Annotated in this window: 17 protein-coding genes; 12 read left to right on the forward strand and 5 right to left on the reverse strand. The window is 53.8% G+C overall.

All coding sequences use genetic code 11. The features are described from left to right. Positions 1-205: 205 nt before the first annotated feature. Together ACYQ8U_RS15275 and ACYQ8U_RS15280 are read left to right on the forward strand one after the other, a co-directional pair. The gene (locus tag ACYQ8U_RS15275) at positions 206-1,219 is read left to right on the forward strand and encodes a bifunctional UDP-N-acetylglucosamine diphosphorylase/glucosamine-1-phosphate N-acetyltransferase GlmU (protein ID WP_459946419.1); all 1,014 of its coding nucleotides are present in this window, start codon (positions 206-208) and stop codon (positions 1,217-1,219) included. 11 nt (positions 1,220-1,230) lie between these two features. Continuing rightward, positions 1,231-2,520: an IMP cyclohydrolase gene (locus ACYQ8U_RS15280; protein WP_459946420.1), complete on the forward strand. Its 1,290-nt coding sequence runs from the start codon at positions 1,231-1,233 to the stop codon at positions 2,518-2,520. Between the two features lie 230 nt (positions 2,521-2,750). Here ACYQ8U_RS15280 and ACYQ8U_RS15285 read toward each other — a convergent pair whose 3' ends face one another. Both ACYQ8U_RS15285 and yoaA read right to left on the reverse strand, forming a co-directional pair. Continuing rightward, positions 2,751-3,788, reverse strand: a complete 1,038-nt coding sequence (locus tag ACYQ8U_RS15285; protein ID WP_459946421.1) for a polyprenyl synthetase family protein — start codon at positions 3,786-3,788, stop codon at positions 2,751-2,753. Further along, positions 3,772-5,796 (reverse strand): DNA repair helicase YoaA, encoded by a 2,025-nt coding sequence (gene yoaA, locus ACYQ8U_RS15290; protein ID WP_459946422.1) that lies wholly within the window; start codon positions 5,794-5,796, stop codon positions 3,772-3,774. The genes ACYQ8U_RS15285 and yoaA overlap by 17 nt, the downstream gene beginning before the upstream one ends. 412 nt (positions 5,797-6,208) lie before the next feature. Here yoaA and ACYQ8U_RS15295 point away from each other — a divergent pair, with 412 nt between their 5' ends. Next, positions 6,209-8,077: an ATP-binding protein gene (locus ACYQ8U_RS15295; RefSeq protein WP_459946423.1), complete on the forward strand. Its 1,869-nt coding sequence runs from the start codon at positions 6,209-6,211 to the stop codon at positions 8,075-8,077. Here the strand turns inward: ACYQ8U_RS15295 and ACYQ8U_RS15300 are convergent. The 3 genes from ACYQ8U_RS15300 to ACYQ8U_RS15310 all read right to left on the reverse strand — a co-directional run bounded on the left by ACYQ8U_RS15300 (position 8,039) and on the right by ACYQ8U_RS15310 (position 12,753). Beyond that, positions 8,039-9,451 (reverse strand): MFS transporter, encoded by a 1,413-nt coding sequence (locus ACYQ8U_RS15300; protein WP_459946424.1) that lies wholly within the window; start codon positions 9,449-9,451, stop codon positions 8,039-8,041. The genes ACYQ8U_RS15295 and ACYQ8U_RS15300 overlap by 39 nt on opposite strands. A 98-nt stretch (positions 9,452-9,549) precedes the next feature. Then, entirely contained in the window at positions 9,550-10,794 is a 1,245-nt protein-coding gene (locus ACYQ8U_RS15305) for an alginate export family protein (protein WP_459946425.1), read from the reverse strand. A 216-nt stretch (positions 10,795-11,010) separates the two neighbouring features. Further along, the gene (locus ACYQ8U_RS15310; RefSeq protein WP_459946426.1) at positions 11,011-12,753 is read right to left on the reverse strand and encodes a hypothetical protein; all 1,743 of its coding nucleotides are present in this window, start codon (positions 12,751-12,753) and stop codon (positions 11,011-11,013) included. A gap of 266 nt (positions 12,754-13,019) precedes the next feature. Between ACYQ8U_RS15310 and ACYQ8U_RS15315 the strand changes: the two genes are divergently transcribed. The 9 genes from ACYQ8U_RS15315 to ACYQ8U_RS15355 all read left to right on the forward strand — a co-directional run bounded on the left by ACYQ8U_RS15315 (position 13,020) and on the right by ACYQ8U_RS15355 (position 22,191). Continuing rightward, positions 13,020-13,571, forward strand: coding sequence for a hypothetical protein (locus tag ACYQ8U_RS15315; protein ID WP_459946427.1), 552 nt, complete (start codon positions 13,020-13,022; stop codon positions 13,569-13,571). Between the two features lie 179 nt (positions 13,572-13,750). Continuing rightward, positions 13,751-14,992: a glycosyltransferase family protein gene (locus tag ACYQ8U_RS15320; RefSeq protein WP_459946428.1), complete on the forward strand. Its 1,242-nt coding sequence runs from the start codon at positions 13,751-13,753 to the stop codon at positions 14,990-14,992. 46 nt (positions 14,993-15,038) lie between these two features. After that, the gene (locus ACYQ8U_RS15325) at positions 15,039-16,310 is read left to right on the forward strand and encodes a glycosyltransferase family 4 protein (protein WP_459946429.1); all 1,272 of its coding nucleotides are present in this window, start codon (positions 15,039-15,041) and stop codon (positions 16,308-16,310) included. Between the two features lie 25 nt (positions 16,311-16,335). Beyond that, positions 16,336-16,974: a histidine phosphatase family protein gene (locus tag ACYQ8U_RS15330; protein WP_459946430.1), complete on the forward strand. Its 639-nt coding sequence runs from the start codon at positions 16,336-16,338 to the stop codon at positions 16,972-16,974. Further along, a complete protein-coding gene (locus ACYQ8U_RS15335; RefSeq protein WP_459946431.1) occupies positions 16,971-18,161 on the forward strand; it encodes a glycosyltransferase family protein in 1,191 nt (396 codons plus the stop codon). The genes ACYQ8U_RS15330 and ACYQ8U_RS15335 overlap by 4 nt, the downstream gene beginning before the upstream one ends. Continuing rightward, entirely contained in the window at positions 18,154-18,981 is an 828-nt protein-coding gene (locus tag ACYQ8U_RS15340) for a polysaccharide deacetylase family protein (RefSeq protein ID WP_459946432.1), read from the forward strand. Before ACYQ8U_RS15335 ends, ACYQ8U_RS15340 begins: the two co-directional genes overlap by 8 nt. A 72-nt stretch (positions 18,982-19,053) precedes the next feature. Further along, a complete protein-coding gene (locus ACYQ8U_RS15345; RefSeq protein WP_459946433.1) occupies positions 19,054-20,568 on the forward strand; it encodes a carboxypeptidase M32 in 1,515 nt (504 codons plus the stop codon). Between the two features lie 186 nt (positions 20,569-20,754). After that, positions 20,755-21,405 carry an ABC transporter permease gene (locus ACYQ8U_RS15350; protein ID WP_459946434.1) on the forward strand — a complete coding sequence of 217 codons (651 nt, stop codon included), beginning with the start codon at positions 20,755-20,757 and terminating at the stop codon, positions 21,403-21,405. 45 nt (positions 21,406-21,450) lie between these two features. Further along, positions 21,451-22,191, forward strand: coding sequence for an ABC transporter ATP-binding protein (locus ACYQ8U_RS15355; RefSeq protein WP_459946435.1), 741 nt, complete (start codon positions 21,451-21,453; stop codon positions 22,189-22,191). The last annotated feature ends 28 nt before the right edge of the window (positions 22,192-22,219 follow it).

Consider the following 22,219-nt stretch of genomic DNA (forward strand, 5'->3'; position numbering starts at 1 on the left):
CGTGTTCGGGGCTTTTGTCGTTTCGGGGTATCGAGTTCAGCCACTTCTTGCGGGGTAAACTCCTGTCACCGCAAAGTTTCCTGCCTTATCTACCTTGCCAAGAGGAATCAATTTAGCTATATACTTTCGTAGAGATGCTGGAAACCTCCAGCTAGAACCAAGCCAGCCGGCAAACACAATAAAATTATAACTCCAGTAAATTCCAATGACCTCTTCGCCCCTGTCAATCATCATTCTCGCCGCCGGTAAAGGCACCCGAATGAAATCGGATAAAGCCAAAGTATTGCACGAAGTTTTTTATGCCCCGATGGTGCATCATGTCCTGAAGGCCGTTTTACCACTCCAACCGTTTCAAACCGTCGTTATTGTCGGTCACCAGCAAGAAGCGGTTGCCGAGGCGCTCGCTTCTTTTGATGTATCCTTCGTCGTTCAAGAAGAACAGCTTGGCACCGGTCACGCGGTACTTGTCGCCGAACAGGCCATCGATGAAAACGCCGAGACGGTGATGATCCTGTGTGGTGATACGCCTCTTATCCAAACGGCTACCCTGCAGGAAATGTATTCCTCGCATCTTCGCCGGAAGGCCGCTCTCACCTTGATGACCACCATTCTGGACAATCCTACCAATTATGGGCGTATCATCTGTGACAGCAGCGACACGGTCCAGGGTATCGTCGAACAAAAAGACGCCACCCCGGAACAGCTGGAAGTCAAAGAAATTAACGCCGGTATTTACTGTGTTGACAAGAAATGGCTTTTTGCAGCTTTGCAAGGTGTCGGCACCGACAACAGTCAAGGGGAGGTGTATCTGACGGATATCGTCAAACTGGCGGTTGACAGTGGTTTGAATGTTGAAAAATTTCCGGTTGCTACCCCGCTGGATGTTCTTGGCGTCAATTCTCGAGTAGAGCTTGCCGATGCCCAAAACGAATTGCAAATGCGCCGGAACAGGTCCCTAATGCTGCAAGGCGTAACGATGAATAATCCGGCAACGATCAGCGTATCCCCTGAATCTTCTGTCGACAGAGATACCATCCTTGGCCCGGGTGTCAATATTTCCAACGGCTGCCGGATTGGCCGTTCCTGCACGGTCGGCCAGGGAGCTATCTTGAAAAATTGTCGCCTTGGTGACAACGCCATCATTGGCCCATACAGCTATTTAGTCGACTGCACAGTTGCCTCTAATGCTATCCTGCCCCCCTTTAGTCAAAAAAATTGAGGAGATACACCATGAGCGATCTTAAAAAAATGTATTCGACAATTCTCGGCGATAGCTTTCCCATGGAAATGACCATTTCCTTTGGCGAGCAGCGACTCATCTATAAGAAGAAAACCTGGAAAATAACCCAGGAAAACGGCACTGTTGAAGAACGCGGCGTCCGATATGGGGAAAATCCCGATCAGCAGGCAGCTCTGTATGAACTGAGCAACGGCAACCTCACCCTTGGGGAGTGTAAATTTATCGAGCCGGGCAATGGTCTGGTCTCGGCCATTAAGGTCGAGGATATGCTGCAGGTCGGCAAACACCCCGGCAAAATCAATCTCACCGATATTGATAACGGTTTAAATATTATCAAATATTTGATGGATAAACCTGCTGCGGTCATTCTCAAGCATAACAATCCCTGTGGCGCCGCCTACGGCGACAGTCTCGCCGCCTCCTTTAACCGGGCCTTACGTTGTGACCGCATAGCAGCCTTTGGCGGCGCGGTGGTCCTCAACCGGGCCTGCGACACCGATACGGCGAAACTGCTGGTCAATAACTATCTCGAAGTCGTCTGTGCCCCTGAATTTGAAGACGGCAGCCTGGATATCCTCCAGAAATTGAAGAACCTGCGAGTCATCAAAATTGCCGATATCAACCGACTGGCGGATTTTGAAAAATTTCGTTTTCTTGATTTCAAGAGCCTCATCGATGGCGGCATCATCGTGCAGCAGTCGGCGGTCAATTCCATTCGCAGTATCGACAATCTCAGTCCGGCAACCGCCACATGGCAGGGCAAAGAATTCCAGTGCGACCGACAGCCGACCCAGGCTGAAATTGATGACATGATATTCGGCTGGGCTATCGAACATGGCGTCACCTCGAATTCCGTGCTGTACGTAAAAAACGGCTGCACCGTCGGTATTGGTACCGGCGAGCAGGACAGAGTCGGCGTCGCGGAGATCGCCGTCCACAAGGCGTACAAGAAATACGCGGATATTCTCTGCTTTGATGCCCACGGCATCGGCTATGCCGATCTCGAGCTGGCCATCCGCAAGGGTGAAAAAGATGGTTCGCTGAAGGAAGCCATAGACGCCCAGGTCACAAAAGACCGGGCCGACCTGCCCGGCTCGGTAATGATCTCAGATGCTTTTTTCCCCTTCAGAGACGGGGCCGATGTGGGCATTGCCCAAGGGGTCTCGGCAATTCTTCAGGCCGGCGGTTCGATGCGCGATTTTGAAACCATCCAGGCCTGTAACGAGGCCAGACCTCAGGTCGCCATGATGTTCACCGGCCAGAGATCCTTTAAACACTAATTTCGGCAAGGAGCCTGAATGCCCGCGGCGCAGGCGGACAGGTTCCTAGGCCAAAACAGTCCGGAAAAAGATAACATACCCCGCAGTACAGACGGAAAAAACCAGGACGAGAAGTAAAACCAGCAGGGAGCACAGGCGAACAATGCTCCGAAGAGCCAACCCTTTCTTTTTCGATGCTTTTTTTCGAAGTGCTTTTTTCTTTTTGGGAATCATTTAAAAATATATAAAAATTATTTTTCTCGGGTAAGCACATAGCGTGCAAGCCCGGCCAGTACATTTCGCTCAAAACCTACGCTTTTCTCGGCAAAAACATCCAGCACCACCACAGCCTTGTCTACCGCCGCCGCAGCCCTTTCCCGGGCTGCGGCAAAGCCGCCGTATTTCGAAATAATGGTACAGACTTCGCTCAGGCATTGGGTTCTTGCCTCACTGTCGCCTAAAATTTCCATCAGACGCTTTCGATCGTCCGATTTGGCCGTATTCATCGCCAGGATCAACGGCAGAGTCATTTTGCCCTCGGCGAGATCGTTGCCCACCGCCTTGCCGGTTTTTCCGGAATCCCCGAGATAATCGAGAAGATCATCGATTATCTGGTAGGCACGACCTAACTGCACACCGTATTCCCGCAGCGCTTTAACCTTTGGCGCATCACCGCCGGCGTATACCGCGCCCACCTCACAGGCGGCGGCAATGAGCAGCCCGGTCTTGCCCATAATTGCATGGTAATAATCCAGTTCGGACAGGTTATGCCTTGCGGCATTTCTCAGCTGCATAAACTCGCCATCGACCATGCCGGTTGTCGCCTGGCAAAAAATCTCCAGACCGGCCTGACCGGAAAATTTACCGACGGTGGCCATGGCCTGGGCATGTAAAAAGTCGCCGGCCAGAATCGCCACAATAGTGCCGAATTTTCGATAGACGGACTGTTTGCCGCGACGCGTTGCCGAGTTGTCAATAATATCATCATGAAAAAGAGTGGCGGCATGCAGATACTCAAAGGCCGCCCCGAGCCTGTAGGCGTCATCATCTTTTTTGCCGCAGAGCCGCGCGGCAAGAACCACCAGGAGCGGACGAATACGTTTGCCGCCATTGAAAAGTCCGTAGTCGAGAACCTCGAGAAGCAGATCGTCGACATCAGGTTGTAAGCGGGCAAGATCCACCCGCATAAAGGTATCGATCTTTGCAGCCTCTTCCTTTACAGCGGTAAGAATCGACTCATCAGGGATTACACGTGACATTTCCTTGGCTACCTCAATTGCTTTTGACATGCACTGACTCAGCATAAAATTGTTCAATATCACTCATGGTGCGGGTAATCGGTGACGGCGGCAGACTTTTCATAAAAACACGTCCGTAGCCTTTTTTAAACAAGCGTACATCCATAATGGCAATAACCCCTCTGTCGGTGACCGAACGCATCAATCGCCCGACCCCCTGGCGCAGGGTCAGGATGGCCCGGGGGACTTGAAAATCGAAAAATGGCCTGCCCCCTTCCTCCTTGATACGGGCAATGCGCGCCTGGACCACCGGATCGCTCGGCACCTCAAAGGGCAATTTTTCAATGATGACGCAGCTCAGCGACTCGCCGACGACATCGACGCCCTCCCAGAAACTGGCGACCGCTAATAACACTGAGTTGGTCTCTTCCCGGAAACTGCGCAGCAGTGCATTGCGCGACGCCCTTCCCTGCACCAGTACCGGATAACTGCAGGCATCTTCGAGAAAAGCAGCTAAAGAATCCATGCCTTTAAAACTGGTGCAAAGGACCAGGGCCCGACCTTCACTGCATCGCAATATGTCCAGCACCCGATCGCCGACCTGCGGCAGGAATTCGGCGTCGGTTGGTTCGGGAAAAGTTGCTTCCGGGATATAGAGAAGGGTGCGATGGAGATAGTCAAAAGGCGAGCTGAATTGCAGGAACTCGGCACTGTCATCTAGTCCCAACCGTTCTTTTATATAGGCAAATGACCCGCCGGAGGAGAGAGTGGCCGAGGTCAATATACAGGAACCGACCGTGGCATAGAGATGTTCCCGCAGCTCCCCGGCCACTTCAATCGGGGTTGCCGAGAGAATGACCGCCCGCTCTCTTTTCTCATACCAATGGACAAAGCTGTGCTGGTTGCCGTCGAAAAAAAGAGCGATATCACGCAAGGTATCATCGAGCACCACTGCCCTTTTCTTCAAAACATTCCAGCTTTCCCCGCAATGACCATATCCGCCGAGCTGATCGGTCAGCCCGGATAGAGCCGCGGAGAACCGTTCCACCTCTTCCCGCCATACCTTCTGCGTCAGGTCATCGACCAGGGATTGCAGAAAAAACCGCCCGGCTTTGACCGGAAAAATTCGGGCAAAACCATCGAGGTGCATTTTCATTGCGCTGCAGGACGGCAGCAGGCTGTCCAGCATGTCCGGCGACAGATCCGTCCGGGCCTGTCGTTCAATATCGCCGAGCAGATCAAGCAACTGATACTGGCTGAAGCTTTTGCCGAAAAAGGCCGAGGCGACATTTTCAAGATGGTGCGCCTCATCAAAGATGACCGCTTCATAGCGCGGCATTAATTCGCCGAATCCAGACTTTCGCAGGGCGAGATCGGAAAAGAACAGATGATGATTGACAATGAGCAGCTGCGCGGCTCCGGCCTTTTTCCTCAGCTGATTAATAAAACAGCTGGAAGCCTCCGGACAATCGCCGCCCAGGCAATGGTTCGACTGGCAGGATATTTTCGACCACAGGCCGGATTTCTTGCTCAACCAGTCCAGTTCGGCCCGATCTCCGGTCACGGTACTGTTCATCCAGCGGTCAATTTTCTCAACCCAGGGATCATCGACCAGCGACAGCTGCGGATTAGCACAGTATTGATACCAGCGATAATGGCACAGATAGTTTTCTCGGCCCTTGATGCACAGCGCGGCAATCTTCTGTGCTAAAACCTTTTCCACCAGGGGCAGATCCTTATGAATAATCTGATCCTGCAAATTAAGGGTCGCGGTGGAGATGACCACTCTTTTCCCGGATAATACCGCCGGGATGAGATAGGCCAGCGTCTTACCGATACCGGTTTCGGCCTCAACCACGAGGATACGTGCTTTATTTTCAGCAACCTCCTCTGCTGCGGGGGCTGCCAGTAAAGCGGCGGCAACCGCATCGGCCATGGCACTCTGGCCCGGCCTGGCGGCAAAATTTGTCAGACAAGAGGCAAGCCTGCCTCCCTGTCCGAAAATATCGGCTAAATCATTCATATCCGCCATATCCACCACAACCGCTCTTTGCTTCATTCACTACTCCAACCCCATTATATAAGTAACCGTTCGCCCGGAATGGCAAAATGTTCGTGGAACCTGGGATCTGTAAGCGTTCATCAGTGCTCCAGATGTGCACAAGCAGACTGACGGGCTATAGTTGGCCTATGCACGGCGGTCTGATCGTGTGCAGATGGGGTGCTGGTGAACGCTTACCATTACAAACAGCCCGTCCTGCAAACAGCCCACACTATACAATAGAATGACCGAGGCTGTAATACGATTTTCGTTCTTTTCTCATGCATCAATTGGAAAAATCGGCAGAAACCATTGATTACTTTTGCAGAATGACAGGCTTTTATGCTACAACACATACAGGTTACATATTTTTCAAGTAAATGACTCTTTCGACGACCCCTTTCCCCTCGATTAGCACATTTTTATCGGCATGGTTGAAATTTTCTTACCACAAGACTCAATATCGACACTCCCCGCCTCCGAGCTCCTTTATCCCGGCGAGGTGGTCGTGGTCGTTGATGATTCCCCTGAAATTGTCCTCCTCCTTGCACATTATCTCCGTAACCAGGGATTCAGTGTTATCTGCGCCGGCAGCGCCAGGGAATTCTACGGTCTTTTGGAGAGGGAAAAAATCGGTCTTGTCCTCCTCGATATTGGTCTTCCCGATCAAAGCGGCAACGAAATACTGCTCAATATCGCCCCGACCCACCCTGATCTGGGCATCATCATGGTCACCGGCACCACCGATATCGAAGTGGCTCTTCAATGTCTGCGCCAGGGGGCCGATGATTATCTGACAAAACCCATCGGCGTTGAGGGATTTATCTTCACCATCAAAAATACCCTGAAAAAGCGCCGACTGGCCATCGACAATCGCCGCTTTCAGCAGGAGCTGGAAATCACCAATGCCCGGATGCGTTTTCTGCATCATCTCAACCTGAAGATGAACACCGCCTACCTGAATACCGTCGAACTGCAGGGCATTCTCCAGGCCATCCTCGTCGGCATAACCTCTGATGACGGGCTGCGATTCAACCGCGCCTTCCTGGCGCTGTTCAGTGAAGATTGCCGCTATCTCGAAGGAAAACTGGCCATCGGCCCGGCCTCGCCGGAACATGCCGGACAGGTATGGGATTCGATAAAGGAAAAGGGCTTGCACCTCGAGGATATTCTTTCGACAATTCAGAACAATACCATCACCAAAGATGTCGAGGTAAACCGGATCATCCAGACCTTGCACATCGCCACCGAAGAGGAGGACCATGTTCTGCTGCATGCCAGCCGCATGAAAAAATCGATCCTGGTGCAAAAAGGGTGGGCGGAAGGCTGCAGGGTACCGAATGATCTCATCCGCCTGCTCAACGAATCATCGTTTGTCGTCGTGCCCCTCTTTTCGCCCAGTAAGGCCCTCGGGGTCATTATCGTCGATAATTTTGTCACCGGCGCGTCAATTTCCACGGCAGATATAAACGGTCTGGAAATTTTTGCCAGCCAGGCCAGCCTGGCCATTGAACACAGCCATCTCTATGCGGAAATGGCGAAAAAGATCACCGAGCTGGAGATGGTCACCCAGGAACTGGAAAAAAGCAAAGACCTTCTTGTTGCCGCGGAACGGGCAACGGCAATCGGTCAGATGTCCGCGCAGCTCCTGCATTCGATCAGAAATCCTTTGACCTCGATCGGCGGAACCTCCCGATTGCTCTTAAAAAAGATCCATGACCCCTATATCGAAAACTTTCTACAGATTATCACCGAGGAATCTTCGAGAATTGAAACCATCCTCGAAGACCTGTTCAGTTTCGTCGAAGATACCGAGCTGACCCTTGGCTCCCATCCGCTCTATCCGCTGGTTCGCAAGAGTCTGATGATCTTCTATACGACGATGAAAAATTCGAAGATAGAATATGTCCTCGAGCTTGATGGACTCGGACCGGTTTTAACGATCGATGAGAACAAAATCCGTCAGGCCTTTCTGCATCTGATCAGAAACAGCCTGGAAGCGATGCCCGATGGCGGCCTGCTGCGCATCGCGGCAACGGAAAATGATCAATATATCACTATATCGATCACCGATAGCGGTACGGGGATAGCGGCCGATACCCTGCCGCGGGTGAAAGATCCTTTTTTTACCACGAAAACCTACGGCAACGGCATCGGTCTGGCCCTGGTCGAGCAGACAGTCCAGGCACACGGCGGAACTTTTTCCATCCACGATGCCCCCGGCGGAGGAACCCAGGCGACCATCACTCTGCCGAAAAATTCACCGGCGGCCGAAAGAAACCAGGCAGCCGAAAAATGACAGGCCCGCGGCCATGCCAAAGGTGACGCGCAGGGCGAGAATAAAATAGGCACTCTCGGCCGGGCTATATGTCGTCAGCGTTGCGCCGCCACTGAAAAAACCGTACCACCAGGAAAAGACGGCGGCAGCCAGAGTGGCCCCGGCAACCATGCCGAAATTCCTCGCCGTAGCCAGAATTCCCGCACTCATGCCAAGTTTATCTTCGCCAACCCGGGACAGCACCGAGGCGCTGTTTGGTGACAGAAATATCGCCTGGCCGGCGCCGAGCAGGGCAAGTTTCACCCCAATCTCCACAGGCGAACTTTCGGCAGACAGCCAGGCCAGGCCGACCAGGGCCAGGCCGCTGAGACATAAGCCGCCGGTGGCCAGATATCGTGCACCGATTTTATCATACAGCCACCCGGAACAGGGCGAGACAACGATGAGCGTCGCCGGAACGGCCATCATCAGCCGCCCCACCCTTTCCACCGGGTAGAAAAAAATATACTCCAGATAAAAAGGAATCAGCGCCAGCACGGTAAATAACACGGCAAAGGAAATGGCCGCCGCCAGTACGGCGGTCCAATAGTACCTTTGGCGAAACAGCGTCAGCGGTACAATAGGATTGTCCGCTTTTTTCTCGATATGCAGGAAAAGCGACACCAGCACGGCAAAGCCGACAATAAGCAGGATATTGGCCGGACTGAAAAACCGATCAAATCGGTGAAAAATACCTATGCCGAGAACCACCAGGATGACCCAGCAGCAGCTGCCCCGCCAGTCAAATTGTTCCGCGCCGCCTCCACTGGTCACCTGATTCAAGTGGCCGAGCAGGAAAAACCTGCCGAGCAGCACAGCCGCAATACTCACCGGCATGGTAACGAGGAAAATTGCCCGCCAGGACGAGACACTGAGCAGCAGGCCGCTGACCAGGGGGCCGGTCAACAGCCCGCAGGCCGTGGCAATACCGACCAGGCCAAGACTGCGGCCGAGCTGATCGGCGGGAAAAACTGTTTTGACTATCGCCGGCCCGGATGACATCATCATCGCCGCGCCGAGGGCCTGGACAAACCGGCTGACCAGCAACAGTGCATAACTGGTGGACAGATAACAGCCGAGCGCGCCAAGGGTGAAGGTGGCCATGCCGGACAGATAGATGTTGCCCCGGCCCAGCCGGTCGGCCAGCCTGCCCCAGAACACCAGGGTGACGGTAATGGTCAGCAGATAAAAGGTGACGACGAAGGCGGCATACTCCAGGCTCAGATCAAAGGAACGCATGATCGTCGGCAGGGCGACGTTGATCATGCCGCTGTCCATGGTCGACAGGAAGACCCCGGTCATGACCAGGGCCAGAACCATGCGGCGGTCGGGATTATGCTCGTCTTGCCTGGTCAATGCTCGGCTCACAGAAAAATAAACACAAAAAAGCCCGGTGGAGAAATCTCCACCGGGCTTTTATCACTCTCCGTTACTAAACCTTGGTAGGTCTCAGCTTAGAAAGCAAGAGATACGCGAACACCGCCTTCCATGACATCTTCGTCGCCCATAGCGTCATCAGCTACCAGGTAGGCAAAGATGAAATCAACATTCAGGTTGTCTTCCAGTTTGTAGGTGAGCATGGCGTCAAATTCGAGGCCAAGCTCGTCATCGCCATTAACATTCTCTTCGGCAAGCTGTGCATACCAGACGTCGAATTTGCCGGTGAGTTTGTCCATCGGCTGGACGGTCACACCGAGGTTGACAGCCCAGATGTTGGTGACATCGCCTCCGCCACCAGGAGCACTACCAGGTGATACGGGAACGCCTACAGGAGTACCGTTATCAAATACACCGAGACCCATGATTTCAGACCAGTAGTAAGATGAACCAGGTGCAGAGAAAAATGCATCATAATCCTCTTCATCTGGATCCTCGTCACCGCTAGCGTAAAAAGCCTGACCGTGAACAACACCGGCGTCAGCACCTGCAGCTACGAGGAAGGCTTCTATATCAGCGTCTCCTGCTTCACCACCGTTATAAATTGCAGTACCCCAGGCGGAAACGGTATCAAATTTCATATCGATGTCGAAACCAACCCAGTATAAATCGGTATCTATTTCGCTGGTTCCCGTCAAGTAAGTGACATGCGGGGTGAGTTGCATGGTATCACTGAGCTTGATCTGTGGCATGACAGAGAACATATGTACATCTCCACCTGGAGCTCCGCCTTGTGCTTCTTCATCAATTTCACTGGCCCACAAAATAGGCATCTTGACTGTACCAAAATCGGGAGTCAGAACGATACCGGAAAAATCCTCATCAAAGATAAAACCACGGGAGATTATCGCGCCCTGGACACCAACCTTGGCATTCATCATGCCCGTGGTGTAATCGAGATAGGAGTTCTTGATTTCAAAATCCTTACCGTCCGCGCCGACGTCACCATAACCGCTTGATGGCCCACCCCATACGGCGTCGAATTCAAACTTGTTGACGAACTTGAAATTATCGCTGAATTTTGCGGTGTAGTACAGACGGGTACGGGTATCGGTAATGTAGTTGCTACCGGTGTCATTGTTAACCCCGAATGTCGTACCATCCTCATTCACACCAGCAGGCGTATTTCCTCTCAAATTGTCATCAAAGGTGAAACGGGTACGCCAGTAACCACCAAACTGACTTTCCACTGCAGAGGCGGTGGTTACCGCAACACCACCAACAAGGGCAAGACCTACTGCTGAGGCTATTATCTTTTTCATTTTCTCTCTCCTGAAAACTGGTTTAACCCTCTTGACAAGGATCATTTTTTCTTTGCCCGGTTAGCAAACTGACTATCAGCTGCAACGCTCTTGCTTAAGGAGCGCACCGGCAAAGTTATCTCAATCTTGATGCCATAATATACCTGCGGCCGAGCCATGTCAAGATTTTTTAACCTCGTGGTATAATTTTTTATACTTGTTTTAAGGCGAGGGCTACTATTCAGTTTTTTCATGAGAGAATTCAAGATCATAGACGGTCAGTTCCGTTTCAGCACCGCCAGGTAACAATTCTAACAGCGAGCCGCTTTTCGGCAGATGGCCGACAAACAACCGGCCTCGGGTCCTTGCACCAGCAGTATTTTCTTTTGTTTCCAGCATGGTGAAACCATAGCCGGCGACATAGCCCTTGAAATTGCCCGTCCGCCACGATTCACTAAGTGCTGCGCCGGTCCAGGCCAGGCTGACCACCGTGCCGCTGTCATAGAAGCGCAGTCGGTTGAACAGGCTCAACCCGGCCTTGCTCCCCTCGCTGACGACTATCTCCTCCTGGCCGTCCAGATCGATGTCAGTAACGATGATCCGTCCCGGTACAAAAATCAGTTCACGTTCAGCGTCCTCGTTCGAAGTGAAATTCCGCTGCTGCTTCTCATCGCCGATTCCTCCCCTTGGCGGACCAAGATAGATTTTACTGCCGGCGAAATTGTCCTTGCTGACCCACATCAATTCATTGCCCGGGCTATAGACGCGAAGTTTTTCCTTCTGATCGACGGCAACGATTTCGTACAAGCCATCGCCGTCAAGATCGACATAGGTAAAATCAAAGAGATTGACCGAAGACGGCAGGGCAAGGCGCTCCTTTTCGATAACCTTATTACCCGCATCCAGGCTGACAAGAGAGACGCCCGGACGAACCAGATCAATTCTTGCTATGCCCCTCTGCTGTCCGGCCAGCTGCCACCCTTTGCCGGGAACAAGAACTGGCCGCAGATACCAGCGGATATTTTCGGCGACTACCTGGAAACCGGCGCCGGGTTGATATTTCATGATCATCGAAGAGACATACAGGCCATCGGTGGCACTGATATATATTTCTTCTTGGCCGTTGCCGTCAAGATCGGCCAGGTTAAGGGCATGGCTGACCAGGTCTCTCGACAGGGAGGTTTCGGCTACCTGGACAAGACTGTTTTCCCTGATACCGAACAGGCGCAGACTGGAACCGGCCAATAGGAGTATTTCCTTTTCCCCATCGCCGGTGACATCGCCTACCGCCATAACGCGCATATCAACCGGGACGTTCACGTTCATCCGGGCTCCTCTGCCCGCGGTCGTCACCCCACTGCCGGCAACACCGATGATGGTCCCGGTATGGACACTTTTTTTATAGGCCGCCTCGGGATGGGCCGTGACAAAGCCCGAACTGCCGCCGGCTATGCCGTCTTTCGTTGCCTGTCCGGCCGGAAAAGGCTTGACGCCGAAGGCCGTCTGGGCGATATCCCCGGCAAGCTGCTCGACATCGGCGATCAGAGTATCCGTCGTTTTGCCATGTACCGAGAAATGCAATATTTCCTTGTCCGGAACAAGCGGATAGAGATCGACTTGAATTTCCAGGCCGCTGGTAAGGGCAAAAAGCTCCCCGGTCAGCAGATAGTCCGCTTTCTCGCCACCGATTGACAGGGGGCTCTGCGTCCCCTCTTGCTTCAGGGAGGTCAATTCCGCCTGGCTGAAGGTCTTTTCCAGCACATTGACGCTGTCGTTTGCCGCCAGACGGCCGGCCAGCATCGCCTGAACACTGTCGCGCAGGTAGGCGTATTTTCCGGCGGAGCTCTTATCAAATATCGAAAAGACCACCTGATACTGTTTATCCTCTTGAGACTGCTCTTTTTTTTCCTGGCCCGACACTAGGCTAACACAACCGAGGGTGAGACAAAACAGAGTGACCGCTAGTAATTTGACTCGCATGACTTCTCCCAATCATTGAAACATTCAGTGCTCGTAACCGTACCATGCAGTACATTGATTAGTACATAGATTTAAAGGACCTTCCCTTACGGCTTTCATGGACAACTATCTATATCGCAAAATGTCCGGACAAGCAAGACAAGTATCCAGGCAATGCCCAGTAATTTCCCTTGACTTTTTCCCTTAAAAGATAGAAAATAACTCTATGATTTTATACCTATCATACTTCACACCGATGCATGAAAATGCGTATTCCGCAGACACTTATGACAAAGCAAACAGTCCTCCCGATACTTATTATCCTGCAGCTCCTGTGCTGGGCCAGTCTGCTCTCTGCTCAAGACCTCAGCACGCACCGGGCCTACAAAGTAACCTCGTATAATCTGGGGGCCTTTCAGAGTTTTCAGAATACTGGTGATGGGCGGGCAGCAGGAAATTTCAAACCACTGCTCATAACCGGCGGCACGGTGGACATCCTCAACAGTGAGCACCAGAAATCGGTGTCTCTCAGTGGACAATCCGAGACATCCGGCCTGAGCGGCATCGCCCTTTCCGGTGAGATTGACGCGACTGACCACATTTCCATACAAGGCACCTTTGGTGTAACGCGCAACCTCTGGTCGCCTGATCTGATGGGCGGCGTCAACGGGTCAAGCTGGGAAGCCAACCTGGGGGTTGTCTACAAATTGCTCAACAATATTTCCTACGAGCTGCACTTTGGCTATATGGATACCGGTACGCTGTTTACCAACCGCAACAGTTATTCCGATGTGGAAAATATTATCATGATATCTAATCAACTGACACTGAGCTTCTAACCTCGGCAAACGGAACGCAAGACCGTTCGCTGGTCGATCGGTATTCTTCTTATCCTCGTAGAAACACATTTCTATGAGGATTTTTTTTTTGACAAGTTCCCCCGGTTGGAATAAGAGAGTCATATCACAGCACCGAACTCCATTGACGGAGCAATAACGCGGAGAAAACCGTCCCGGCCATGCACACAGAAAACGATCCGCCTGCCTACAACATCCTCATGTACTCACATGACACCTATGGGCTGGGACATATCCGCAGAACAATGGCCATAGCCAATCATCTGCGCGACGCCAACACCAATGTGCTCATCCTGACCGGTTCACCTATCGCCGGGCGTTTTCAATTCCCGCAGCACGTCGACTTTGTGCGCATCCCCGGCATGATCAAAAAGAGTAATGATGATTACCAGTCATTTTCCATTCGCATTCATCCGGAAAAGGCGCTCTCTATTAGAACGAACATCATCCTGGCTACCGCCAGGTCATTCCAGCCGAACCTTTTTATTGTGGATAAAGAACCGCTGGGGCTGAAACGGGAAGTGCTGCCGACCCTCGAATGGCTGAAAAGTGAGTCCCCATCAACCATGACGGTTCTGGGCCTACGCGATATTCTTGACGACGCGGCGGTCATCCAGAACGACTGGCGCGAAAAGAATGTCTATACCTACCTGGACCAGTTATATGATGAGATCTGGGTGTATGGCAATCGCGACATCTATGATCCGGTGGAGATGTATGCCATCCCGGAAAAGATCCACAACAGAATTCAATACACCGGGTATATCCCGCGCAAGAGAATATCCCCGAGGACCAGGACCGCCGTCAGAAAGAGATACCGGGTCACCGACGACGACAGGTTTATTCTGGTGACCACCGGCGGAGGGGGTGACGGGCTGGAAGTGATCGAACACTATCTGGCCATGTACGATCATTTCTCCACCTCGCTGCCGTTTAAATCGATCATTATTACCGGACCGTTCATGCCGAAAAACATCCGGGAGGCTTTCGCCAAAAGGGCAAAACAATATAACATAAAAACCCTTCCCTTTCATCCGAGGATGGAGGAGCTGATGTCGGCCGCCGACCTGGTCGTCTGCATGGGGGGATACAACACTATCTGCGAGATACTCACCCAGCACACCCCGGCCTTGATCATTCCCCGAGAAACGCCGCGAAGAGAGCAATTGATCCGGGCGACACGACTGAAAGAGCAGGGTTTGCTCGATTTCATTCCCTGGACGGAAGTCACCCCCGACCTGCTGCGGGAGAAAATTTTTGCCCTGCTGCGCAACGGACATCACTATGAAGAGAGGATTAATTCCTTTGCTCTGTCCGGACTCGATACGATGCTCGCCCGGCTGACGTATTTCAAGGAAAAGGATTTCGCCGCCGAACTTGTGCTGCAGTCCATTGCGCGGTAATCAGCCTCCATAAATTTTACGCCCTTATGCCCGGGCCTGTTACCTCATGACCCAACAACCGCCGACACCGACCCTGGCCTACATCCTCAAAGGCTATCCACGGATCTCCGAGACCTTTATCTCCAACGAAATTCTCCTGCTGGAAAGACTGGGCTTCACCATGCGTCTTTTCTCCATGCGCCGGCCGCGCGAAGACTTCAGTCACGCCTCGGTAAAAGAGATCAAGGCGCGGGTGGATTATCTGCCCACGGAACTGCTTGTCGACTTTTTCCGGTTGCTGCGGCCAAATATTTTTCTCGCCGCCAAAAAACCGAAACAGTTCAAAAAAACGCTTGGCTTTGCCGCACAGGGGATCAGCAAGGGCCAGGAACTTGCCACCCTGAAACATCTTCTGCAGGCGGGCTACCTGACCAATAATCATCTTGAAAACGATCCCTCCATTGTCCAGCTGCATGGCCACTTTGCCCACTCCCCGACCTCGGTGACCATGTTCGCCTCGCTGCTTTCCGGCATCCCCTTCAGCTTCACCGCCCATGCCAAAGACATCTACACCTCGGACAAAGAAAAACTGCGCAGGAAGATAGCCCGGGCGCAGTTTGTCGTCACCTGCACCCACCATAATAAAGAATACCTCGATGCGCTGGCCAATGACGGTCCCGCGCCGATCTCCACGCCGATATATTGTATTTATCACGGCATAGACACTGCTCTCTTCCGGCAATCCGAGGTATCGTCGGCAACACACAACCCGTTTAAAATCCTCACCGTCGCACGAATGACCGCCAAAAAAGGCCTAGCGACCATTTATCAGGCCCTGGCCGGTCTGCATCAAAAAGGCATCCGCTTTGAGCATACCCTCATCGGTGACGGAGACGACCGGGAGAAGATCCTCGCCCTGATCGCCGAGCTCGGTCTCAAAGAACATTGCCGCTGGATCGGCACCCGGACCCATGAGGAGGTGCTGCTTCATTTCAGGGCCAGCGACCTTTTTGTCCTTGGCTGCGAAATAGCCGCGAACGGCGACCGGGACGGTATCCCCAATGTCCTGGTGGAGAGTCTGGCCATGGGGGTCCCCGCCCTGTCCTCCAATGTCTCGGCGATCCCGGAGATTCTGATCGATGGCAAGACCGGTATGACGGTGCCGCCATCCGAGCCGGACCAGCTTGAAAGGGCCATGCTGCGCATACTGACCGATGAGCAGCTTCGCCGGCAATTGATCGCCGGCGGGCAGCAGCTGGTCAAGGATTCCTTTGATAACCGCCGATGGATTGAAAAACTGGCGGAAATTTTTCGCCGGCATAACGGACTTTTCCGATAACTTTCGACAACACAAGGTCCGCAGCATGGAACAGGCAGCCAAAGATATTGTCCCGACCACCACCTTCGGTCTGTTACGCCATGGCCAGACGGAATGGAACACGCTGAAGAAGATACAGGGTTCGGCAGACTCGCCGTTAACCAGCCGGGGCAGGCAGGAGACCAGTGGCTGGGTGCAGACCTTACAACGTTACCACTGGGACCGGATTATCGCCAGCGACCTCGGCCGGGTACGGGCGACGGTCGACATCCTCAACCGGGAGCTTGGCCTGCCGGTGTCCTTTGATGCACGATTGCGCGAGCAGCACTGGGGTGACTGGGAGGGGCTGACCCTGCCCTTTATCCAGGAAAATCTCAAGGAAGAGCTGGCCCGCCGGGTGGCAAGGGGCTGGCATTTTTCCGCGCCGGGAGGCGAAAGCCGGCTGGCCGTCAAGGATCGGGTGCTGGCGACTCTTCTGGAGAGCGCGGCGACATGGCCCGGGCAGAATATCCTCGTTGTCTGTCATCAGGGGGTGGTCAAATCCGTGCTCTATTTCCTCCTCGACCGAGAATTTCTTCCCGACGAGGATCCGCAGCTGCAGCATAACCGCCTGCATCTCATCGGCTGCTCGGGGCAACAGTTTTCTCTGCTGGAGCTGAACATTTCCCGAACAGCCGAGCCATGAACGTCTCGTATTATTGTCAGCATGTCCTCGGCATCGGTCACTTCCATCGCAGCGTGGCGATCTGCCGGGCCATTGCCCGCCGCCATCCGACCACCCTCATCCTTGGCGGCCCGCCGGTGGAGCTAACCGAGCCTGGTATCGAGGTACTGCGGCTGCCGGGATTACAGATGGACAGGGAGTTTAACAATATGGTGCCCTGTCAACCTGGTCTCTCCCTTGCCGAAGTCAAAACGGCGAGGCAAAAGCAGCTTTTTGACCATTTTCAAGCAAAAAGACCAGACGTCAGGCCGGACGTTTTCATCACCGAGCTCTACCCTTTTGGCCGTAAGGCCTTCAGGTTTGAACTTGACCCCCTGCTTGAGGCCATCCGCGACGGTTCGCTGGCACCGTGCTCCTGTTACTGCAGCGTGCGGGATATTCTGGTAGAAAAGAAAACCGGGCGGGAAAAGTTTGAACAGCGCGCGGTGCAGACAATCAACGACTATTTTGACGGCATTCTGGTGCATGCCGACCCGGAGATTATTACCCTTGAAACGACCTTCAGCCGCCTGGGCGACATCCGCGTCCCACTGCACTATACCGGTTTTGTCACTGTTGACAAAAACGATGCGGCAAACGGCGGCAAGGAGATCAGAGAAAAACTGGGCCTCGCACCTGGAGACAAACTGATAGTCGGCAGTATCGGCGGCGGCAGTGTCGGCAACGAACTTCTTGATGCGGCCATCCGGGCGGTTACCATCCTGCAGGATTCCATACCCGCCCACCTACAGCTTTTCTGCGGACCGTACTGTGACGAGGCGACCTACATAACTCTACAGAACAGTATGGGGGAGCATATGACCATCGATCGCTTTACCGACCGTTTCCCTGCCTGGCTGGAGGCAGCGGATCTGTCGATTTCCATGGCTGGCTACAACACCTGCATGAATCTGGTGCAGGCCGGAATTCCGGCCCTGGTCTACCCGTTCCAGCAGAACAGCGAACAGCGGCTGCGCGCGGCACGGCTCGGCAGGAAGGCGCCAATCATTATCATCGACGAGACCGATCTGACGCCGCAGCTTCTCGCCAAAAAAATCGCCGAGCAGCTCGAACAACCCAGAATGGCCGCCGATATCAAGCTGAACGGGGCAACAGAGACACTCGAACAACTGGAAAGATGGCAGAGGGAACAATTGCACCATGACTAAGCCTGCATCCTCCCTGTACCTGATCAACCATGCGGATATTGGTGCTAAAATCGGCGACCATCTTGACAGGGGCTGTCGGCGGGCAACGCAGCGTCCGCTGGTATTTTTCCGCGCCGACGACATCGGCATCCCTTCGCGCAGTTTTGCGCAGCTTATTGCCTGTTTTCAAAAACACCGGTTGCCGCTCTGTCTGGCGACCGTTCCCGCCTGGTTGACCGCCGCACGACTGAAAGAGATGCGCCGGCTCACCGGGACAGGCAGTGCCCAGTGGTGCTGGCACCAGCACGGACGGGTGCATCGCAATTTTGAAACAAGCGGTAAAAAACAGGAATTCGGCCCGGCGCGGACAAAAAATGCTCTATACACCAGTCTTCTTCAGGGAAAGGAAAGGCTGACAGAGTTGCTGGGCACGGACTTTCACCCGGTTTTTACCCCGCCGTGGAACAGGTGCGGCAGCGACACCCTGCAGGCCCTTGTTGATCTTCATTTCTCCGCTGTCTCACGAAGCACAGGGGCCCGGCCGGAGACACCTGCCGCGCTGCCGGATTATCAGGTGAATGTCGATCTGCATACCCGGAAAGAGACCATCCCCGAGCTGGCCCTGGAAAATCTTCTGCACGAACTGGAGCAAGCGATCGCCTCAGGGCTGTGCGGCATAATGCTCCATCACCAGAGGATGAACAGGGCGGCTCTGCTCGTGCTGGATATCCTGCTTGGCCTGATCGCCGGCAACAAAAAACTGCTCCCGGTTCATTTCGGCGATCTGGCCGCAGGCAAGCAAGCTCGAGCAAACGCAGCCAAAAAAAGCGCAATTGAATAAAATCGGCCAGGTGTTAACAATCTTTCCGACGCCTGCTTTGCACAACTCCCCCCGGAACCGATGAGGATAGCTATGCCCAACGCCTACCTTTTGCTCGAAGAACAGTTTCGCCAGCTCGCCCGGCTCGATCACGCCCTGACCTTTCTCCAGTGGGACCATATGGTGATGATGCCGCCGGGCGGCAGTGAACCGCGGGCACGGGCCATTGCGGAACTGACCGCCATGCACCACGAGCTGCTCATCTCCGCCAAAACCGCGGATCTGCTGCACGAGGCGACTGCCCGGGTCACCGCAGGCGACCAGCTGCGCAGTGTGCAGGAGATGGAGCGGGAATACCAGCGGGCGGTCTGCCTGCCGCTTACGCTGGTCAAAGCCCAGTCCCTGGCCGGTTCCAAATGCGAACACGGCTGGCGCAGCCAGCGCCAAAACAACGACTGGCCGGGTTTTATGGCCAACTTCACCGAGGTGGTCGAACTGGCCAGGGAGGAAGCACAGATTCGACGCGACGTCAGCCCCGGTCGTTTTCCGACCGCCTATGACGCGATGCTTGACCTCTACTGCACCGGGGACAGCAGCAGCTTTATCTGCGATGTTTTTGTCACCCTGAAAAATGTCCTGCCCGGACTGATCCAAGAGGTGGTTGACAAACAAAAGGGCGAGGTGGTCCCGGATCTTCGCGGGGAGTATCCCCTCGATCAGCAGCGCCTGCTGAACCTGGAACTGATGCAATGTCTCGGCTTTAACTTCAACGAGGGACGCCTCGACGTCAGCTCCCATCCTTTCAGTACCGGGTGTCGCGGCGATCAGCGTATCACCACCAGGTTTCGGCAGACTGATTTTCTCGATGCGCTGCTGGCCACCGCCCATGAAACCGGCCATGCCGCTTACGAGAGCGGGCTGCCGATTACATGGGATGGACTGCCCGCAGGCAGCGCGCGCAATATGTGCCTCCATGAGAGCCAGAGTCTGCTCTTTGAAAAACAGCTGTTTTTGTCCCGGCCCTTTATCTCTTTTTTCAACAGCAGGATAAAGAACCTGCTGCCCGCCGCCGCACCATTCGACGGTGCCCAGCTCTGGGCCGCGGCAACAAGGGTCCAGCCAAGCTACATCCGGGTCGAAGCAGACGAGGTTACCTATCCGCTGCACATCATTCTCCGCTATGAAATTGAAAGCAGCCTGATCAATAACACCCTGCGGGTGGCCGACATTCCCATGCTCTGGGATGAAAAGATGCAGGAATACTTCGGCCTGTCCACCGCCGGCAATGACCGTGACGGCTGCCTGCAGGACATGCACTGGACCGATGGTTCCTTCGGCTATTTTCCGTCCTACACCATCGGCGCCCTGAATGCGGCGCAGCTCTTTGCCGCCATTGGTCGCGATTATCCGGACTGGCAGGAGAGACTGGCCGAAGGGGATGTCCATTTTATCCGGAACTGGCTGGGCCAGGCCATCTGGAGTAAAGGCTCGACCATGGATTCCCAGGATATCATGCGCCTGGCCACCGGCGAACCAACCAATGCGGACTATTTTCTTGGCCATATACGGCAACGGTATCTGCACGAAATACTGTCTCCTCTTTGTTGATAATTTGTATTAAAATAAGCTGTCGACGAACATTTATTGACAGGGTATTGTTAAAAAACTAGATTTGATGCTACGGTGATATTCTTTCTCATACCGTTATAGTTCTCTGTGCAGTGCCAAACACCGAGCCGTTGCTTACAGATCCGTTGCTCAAAGCGTCGCTAATAGAACACCAGGGTTGAAGCCATGAGACGTCTTGTCGCGCTACCGTTTGCAAAATCCTTCCAGATGGCCTACCAGTCAATCCGGGTTCGTTTTTTTCGCTCGCTGGTGACGACCACCAGTCTGGTCCTTGCCGTAGCCTTTCTCACCTTCACCCAGGCCGGAAACGACATCACCGAAGGTTTACTCTCTTCGCAAGACCCTGCATTTATTCAGATCCTCAGTAAAATCGGCTATGACGTGTCCCCCGATGCGCCGAGCATCGACAGCTCGCCCAAGCAGCGCTGGATCGTTTTTCTTTCCCTGCTGGTCTGCGTTGTCGGCATAATCAATGCCCAGCTCATGTCGGTGACGGAACGCTTTCGTGAAATCGGCACGCTGAAGTGCCTCGGCGCCCTTGACCGGTTCATTGTCAGGATATTTGTCATCGAGGCGACCCTGCAGGGATTGGCGGGCGGGGTCGTTGGCGCTCTGCTGGGCGCCCTGGTCGCTTTGACCGCAGCAATTTTCCGGTTTGGCCTGACTGCAGTAACGGTTATGCCGTGGACCGACCTGGGAGCAACCATCTTTTATGCCGTCTGTACCGGAACGGGGTTGAGCCTGCTCGGGGTCTTGTATCCGGCAATTATCGCTTCGCGCATGCTGCCGGTGGAAGCGATGCGCGTCGAGCAATAACATGTCAAGCTGCATAACCTTTGCCCAAGAGGCATGTAACACCATATGACCGAAAAGAAAAAAATAGTCCGGGTTACCGGGGTCACCAAGGATTTCGATCTCGGGAAAATCGTCGTCAAGGTCCTGAAAGGCATCGATCTTGAGATCGAAGAAGGAAAATATATCTCCATCATGGGCCCTTCGGGATCCGGCAAATCGACCCTGTTCAATATGATCGGCGGCCTCGATAAACCGACCAGCGGCAAGGTGTTCATCGACGAGGTAGATATCGCCCAGCTTGACGCCTATGAACTTGCCTGGCTGCGCTGCCGCAAAATCGGCTACATCTTCCAGACCTTCAACCTGATCCCGGTCATGACCGCTCTGGAAAATATCACCATTCCCATGACCTTTGCCGGCGTCTCCAATGACGCGGCGCTACGGCGGGGCATGGAATTGCTCGACCAGGTCGGGCTGACCGGTCGGCATACCCATCGCCCCTCGGAGCTGTCCGGCGGCCAGCAGCAGCGGGTGGCCGTTGCCAGGGCCCTGGCCAACAGCCCGGCGATCATCCTCGCCGATGAGCCGACGGGAAATCTGGACCTGTCGACCGGGGAAGATATTATCCGGCTGCTCAAGGAATTGAGCCTGCAGCGCGGCGTGACGGTCATTTCCGCGACCCATGACTACAAGATGCTCAATGTCTCCGACCAGGTGGTGTGGATCAGGGACGGCCAGGTAGATAAAATTCAGGAAAGGGACGAACTGGATATACGAACAGGCGGGCTGGAGAGTGCCAAACACTGATGCGACCATACTGCCCGGTTTAATATAT

Source organism: Desulfocastanea catecholica, from assembly GCF_054657295.1.

Coding starts and splice junctions, on each gene's coding strand:
- ACYQ8U_RS15275 (WP_459946419.1), top strand. CDS start 206: ATGACCTCTTCGCCCCTGTCAATCATCATTCTCGCCGCCGGTAAAGGC.
- ACYQ8U_RS15280 (WP_459946420.1), top strand. CDS start 1,231: ATGAGCGATCTTAAAAAAATGTATTCGACAATTCTCGGCGATAGCTTT.
- ACYQ8U_RS15285 (WP_459946421.1), bottom strand. CDS start 3,788: ATGTCAAAAGCAATTGAGGTAGCCAAGGAAATGTCACGTGTAATCCCT.
- yoaA (WP_459946422.1), bottom strand. CDS start 5,796: ATGAAGCAAAGAGCGGTTGTGGTGGATATGGCGGATATGAATGATTTA.
- ACYQ8U_RS15295 (WP_459946423.1), top strand. CDS start 6,209: ATGGTTGAAATTTTCTTACCACAAGACTCAATATCGACACTCCCCGCC.
- ACYQ8U_RS15305 (WP_459946425.1), bottom strand. CDS start 10,794: ATGAAAAAGATAATAGCCTCAGCAGTAGGTCTTGCCCTTGTTGGTGGT.
- ACYQ8U_RS15310 (WP_459946426.1), bottom strand. CDS start 12,753: ATGCGAGTCAAATTACTAGCGGTCACTCTGTTTTGTCTCACCCTCGGT.
- ACYQ8U_RS15315 (WP_459946427.1), top strand. CDS start 13,020: ATGACAAAGCAAACAGTCCTCCCGATACTTATTATCCTGCAGCTCCTG.
- ACYQ8U_RS15320 (WP_459946428.1), top strand. CDS start 13,751: ATGCACACAGAAAACGATCCGCCTGCCTACAACATCCTCATGTACTCA.
- ACYQ8U_RS15325 (WP_459946429.1), top strand. CDS start 15,039: ATGACCCAACAACCGCCGACACCGACCCTGGCCTACATCCTCAAAGGC.
- ACYQ8U_RS15330 (WP_459946430.1), top strand. CDS start 16,336: ATGGAACAGGCAGCCAAAGATATTGTCCCGACCACCACCTTCGGTCTG.
- ACYQ8U_RS15335 (WP_459946431.1), top strand. CDS start 16,971: ATGAACGTCTCGTATTATTGTCAGCATGTCCTCGGCATCGGTCACTTC.
- ACYQ8U_RS15340 (WP_459946432.1), top strand. CDS start 18,154: ATGACTAAGCCTGCATCCTCCCTGTACCTGATCAACCATGCGGATATT.
- ACYQ8U_RS15345 (WP_459946433.1), top strand. CDS start 19,054: ATGCCCAACGCCTACCTTTTGCTCGAAGAACAGTTTCGCCAGCTCGCC.
- ACYQ8U_RS15350 (WP_459946434.1), top strand. CDS start 20,755: ATGAGACGTCTTGTCGCGCTACCGTTTGCAAAATCCTTCCAGATGGCC.
- ACYQ8U_RS15355 (WP_459946435.1), top strand. CDS start 21,451: ATGACCGAAAAGAAAAAAATAGTCCGGGTTACCGGGGTCACCAAGGAT.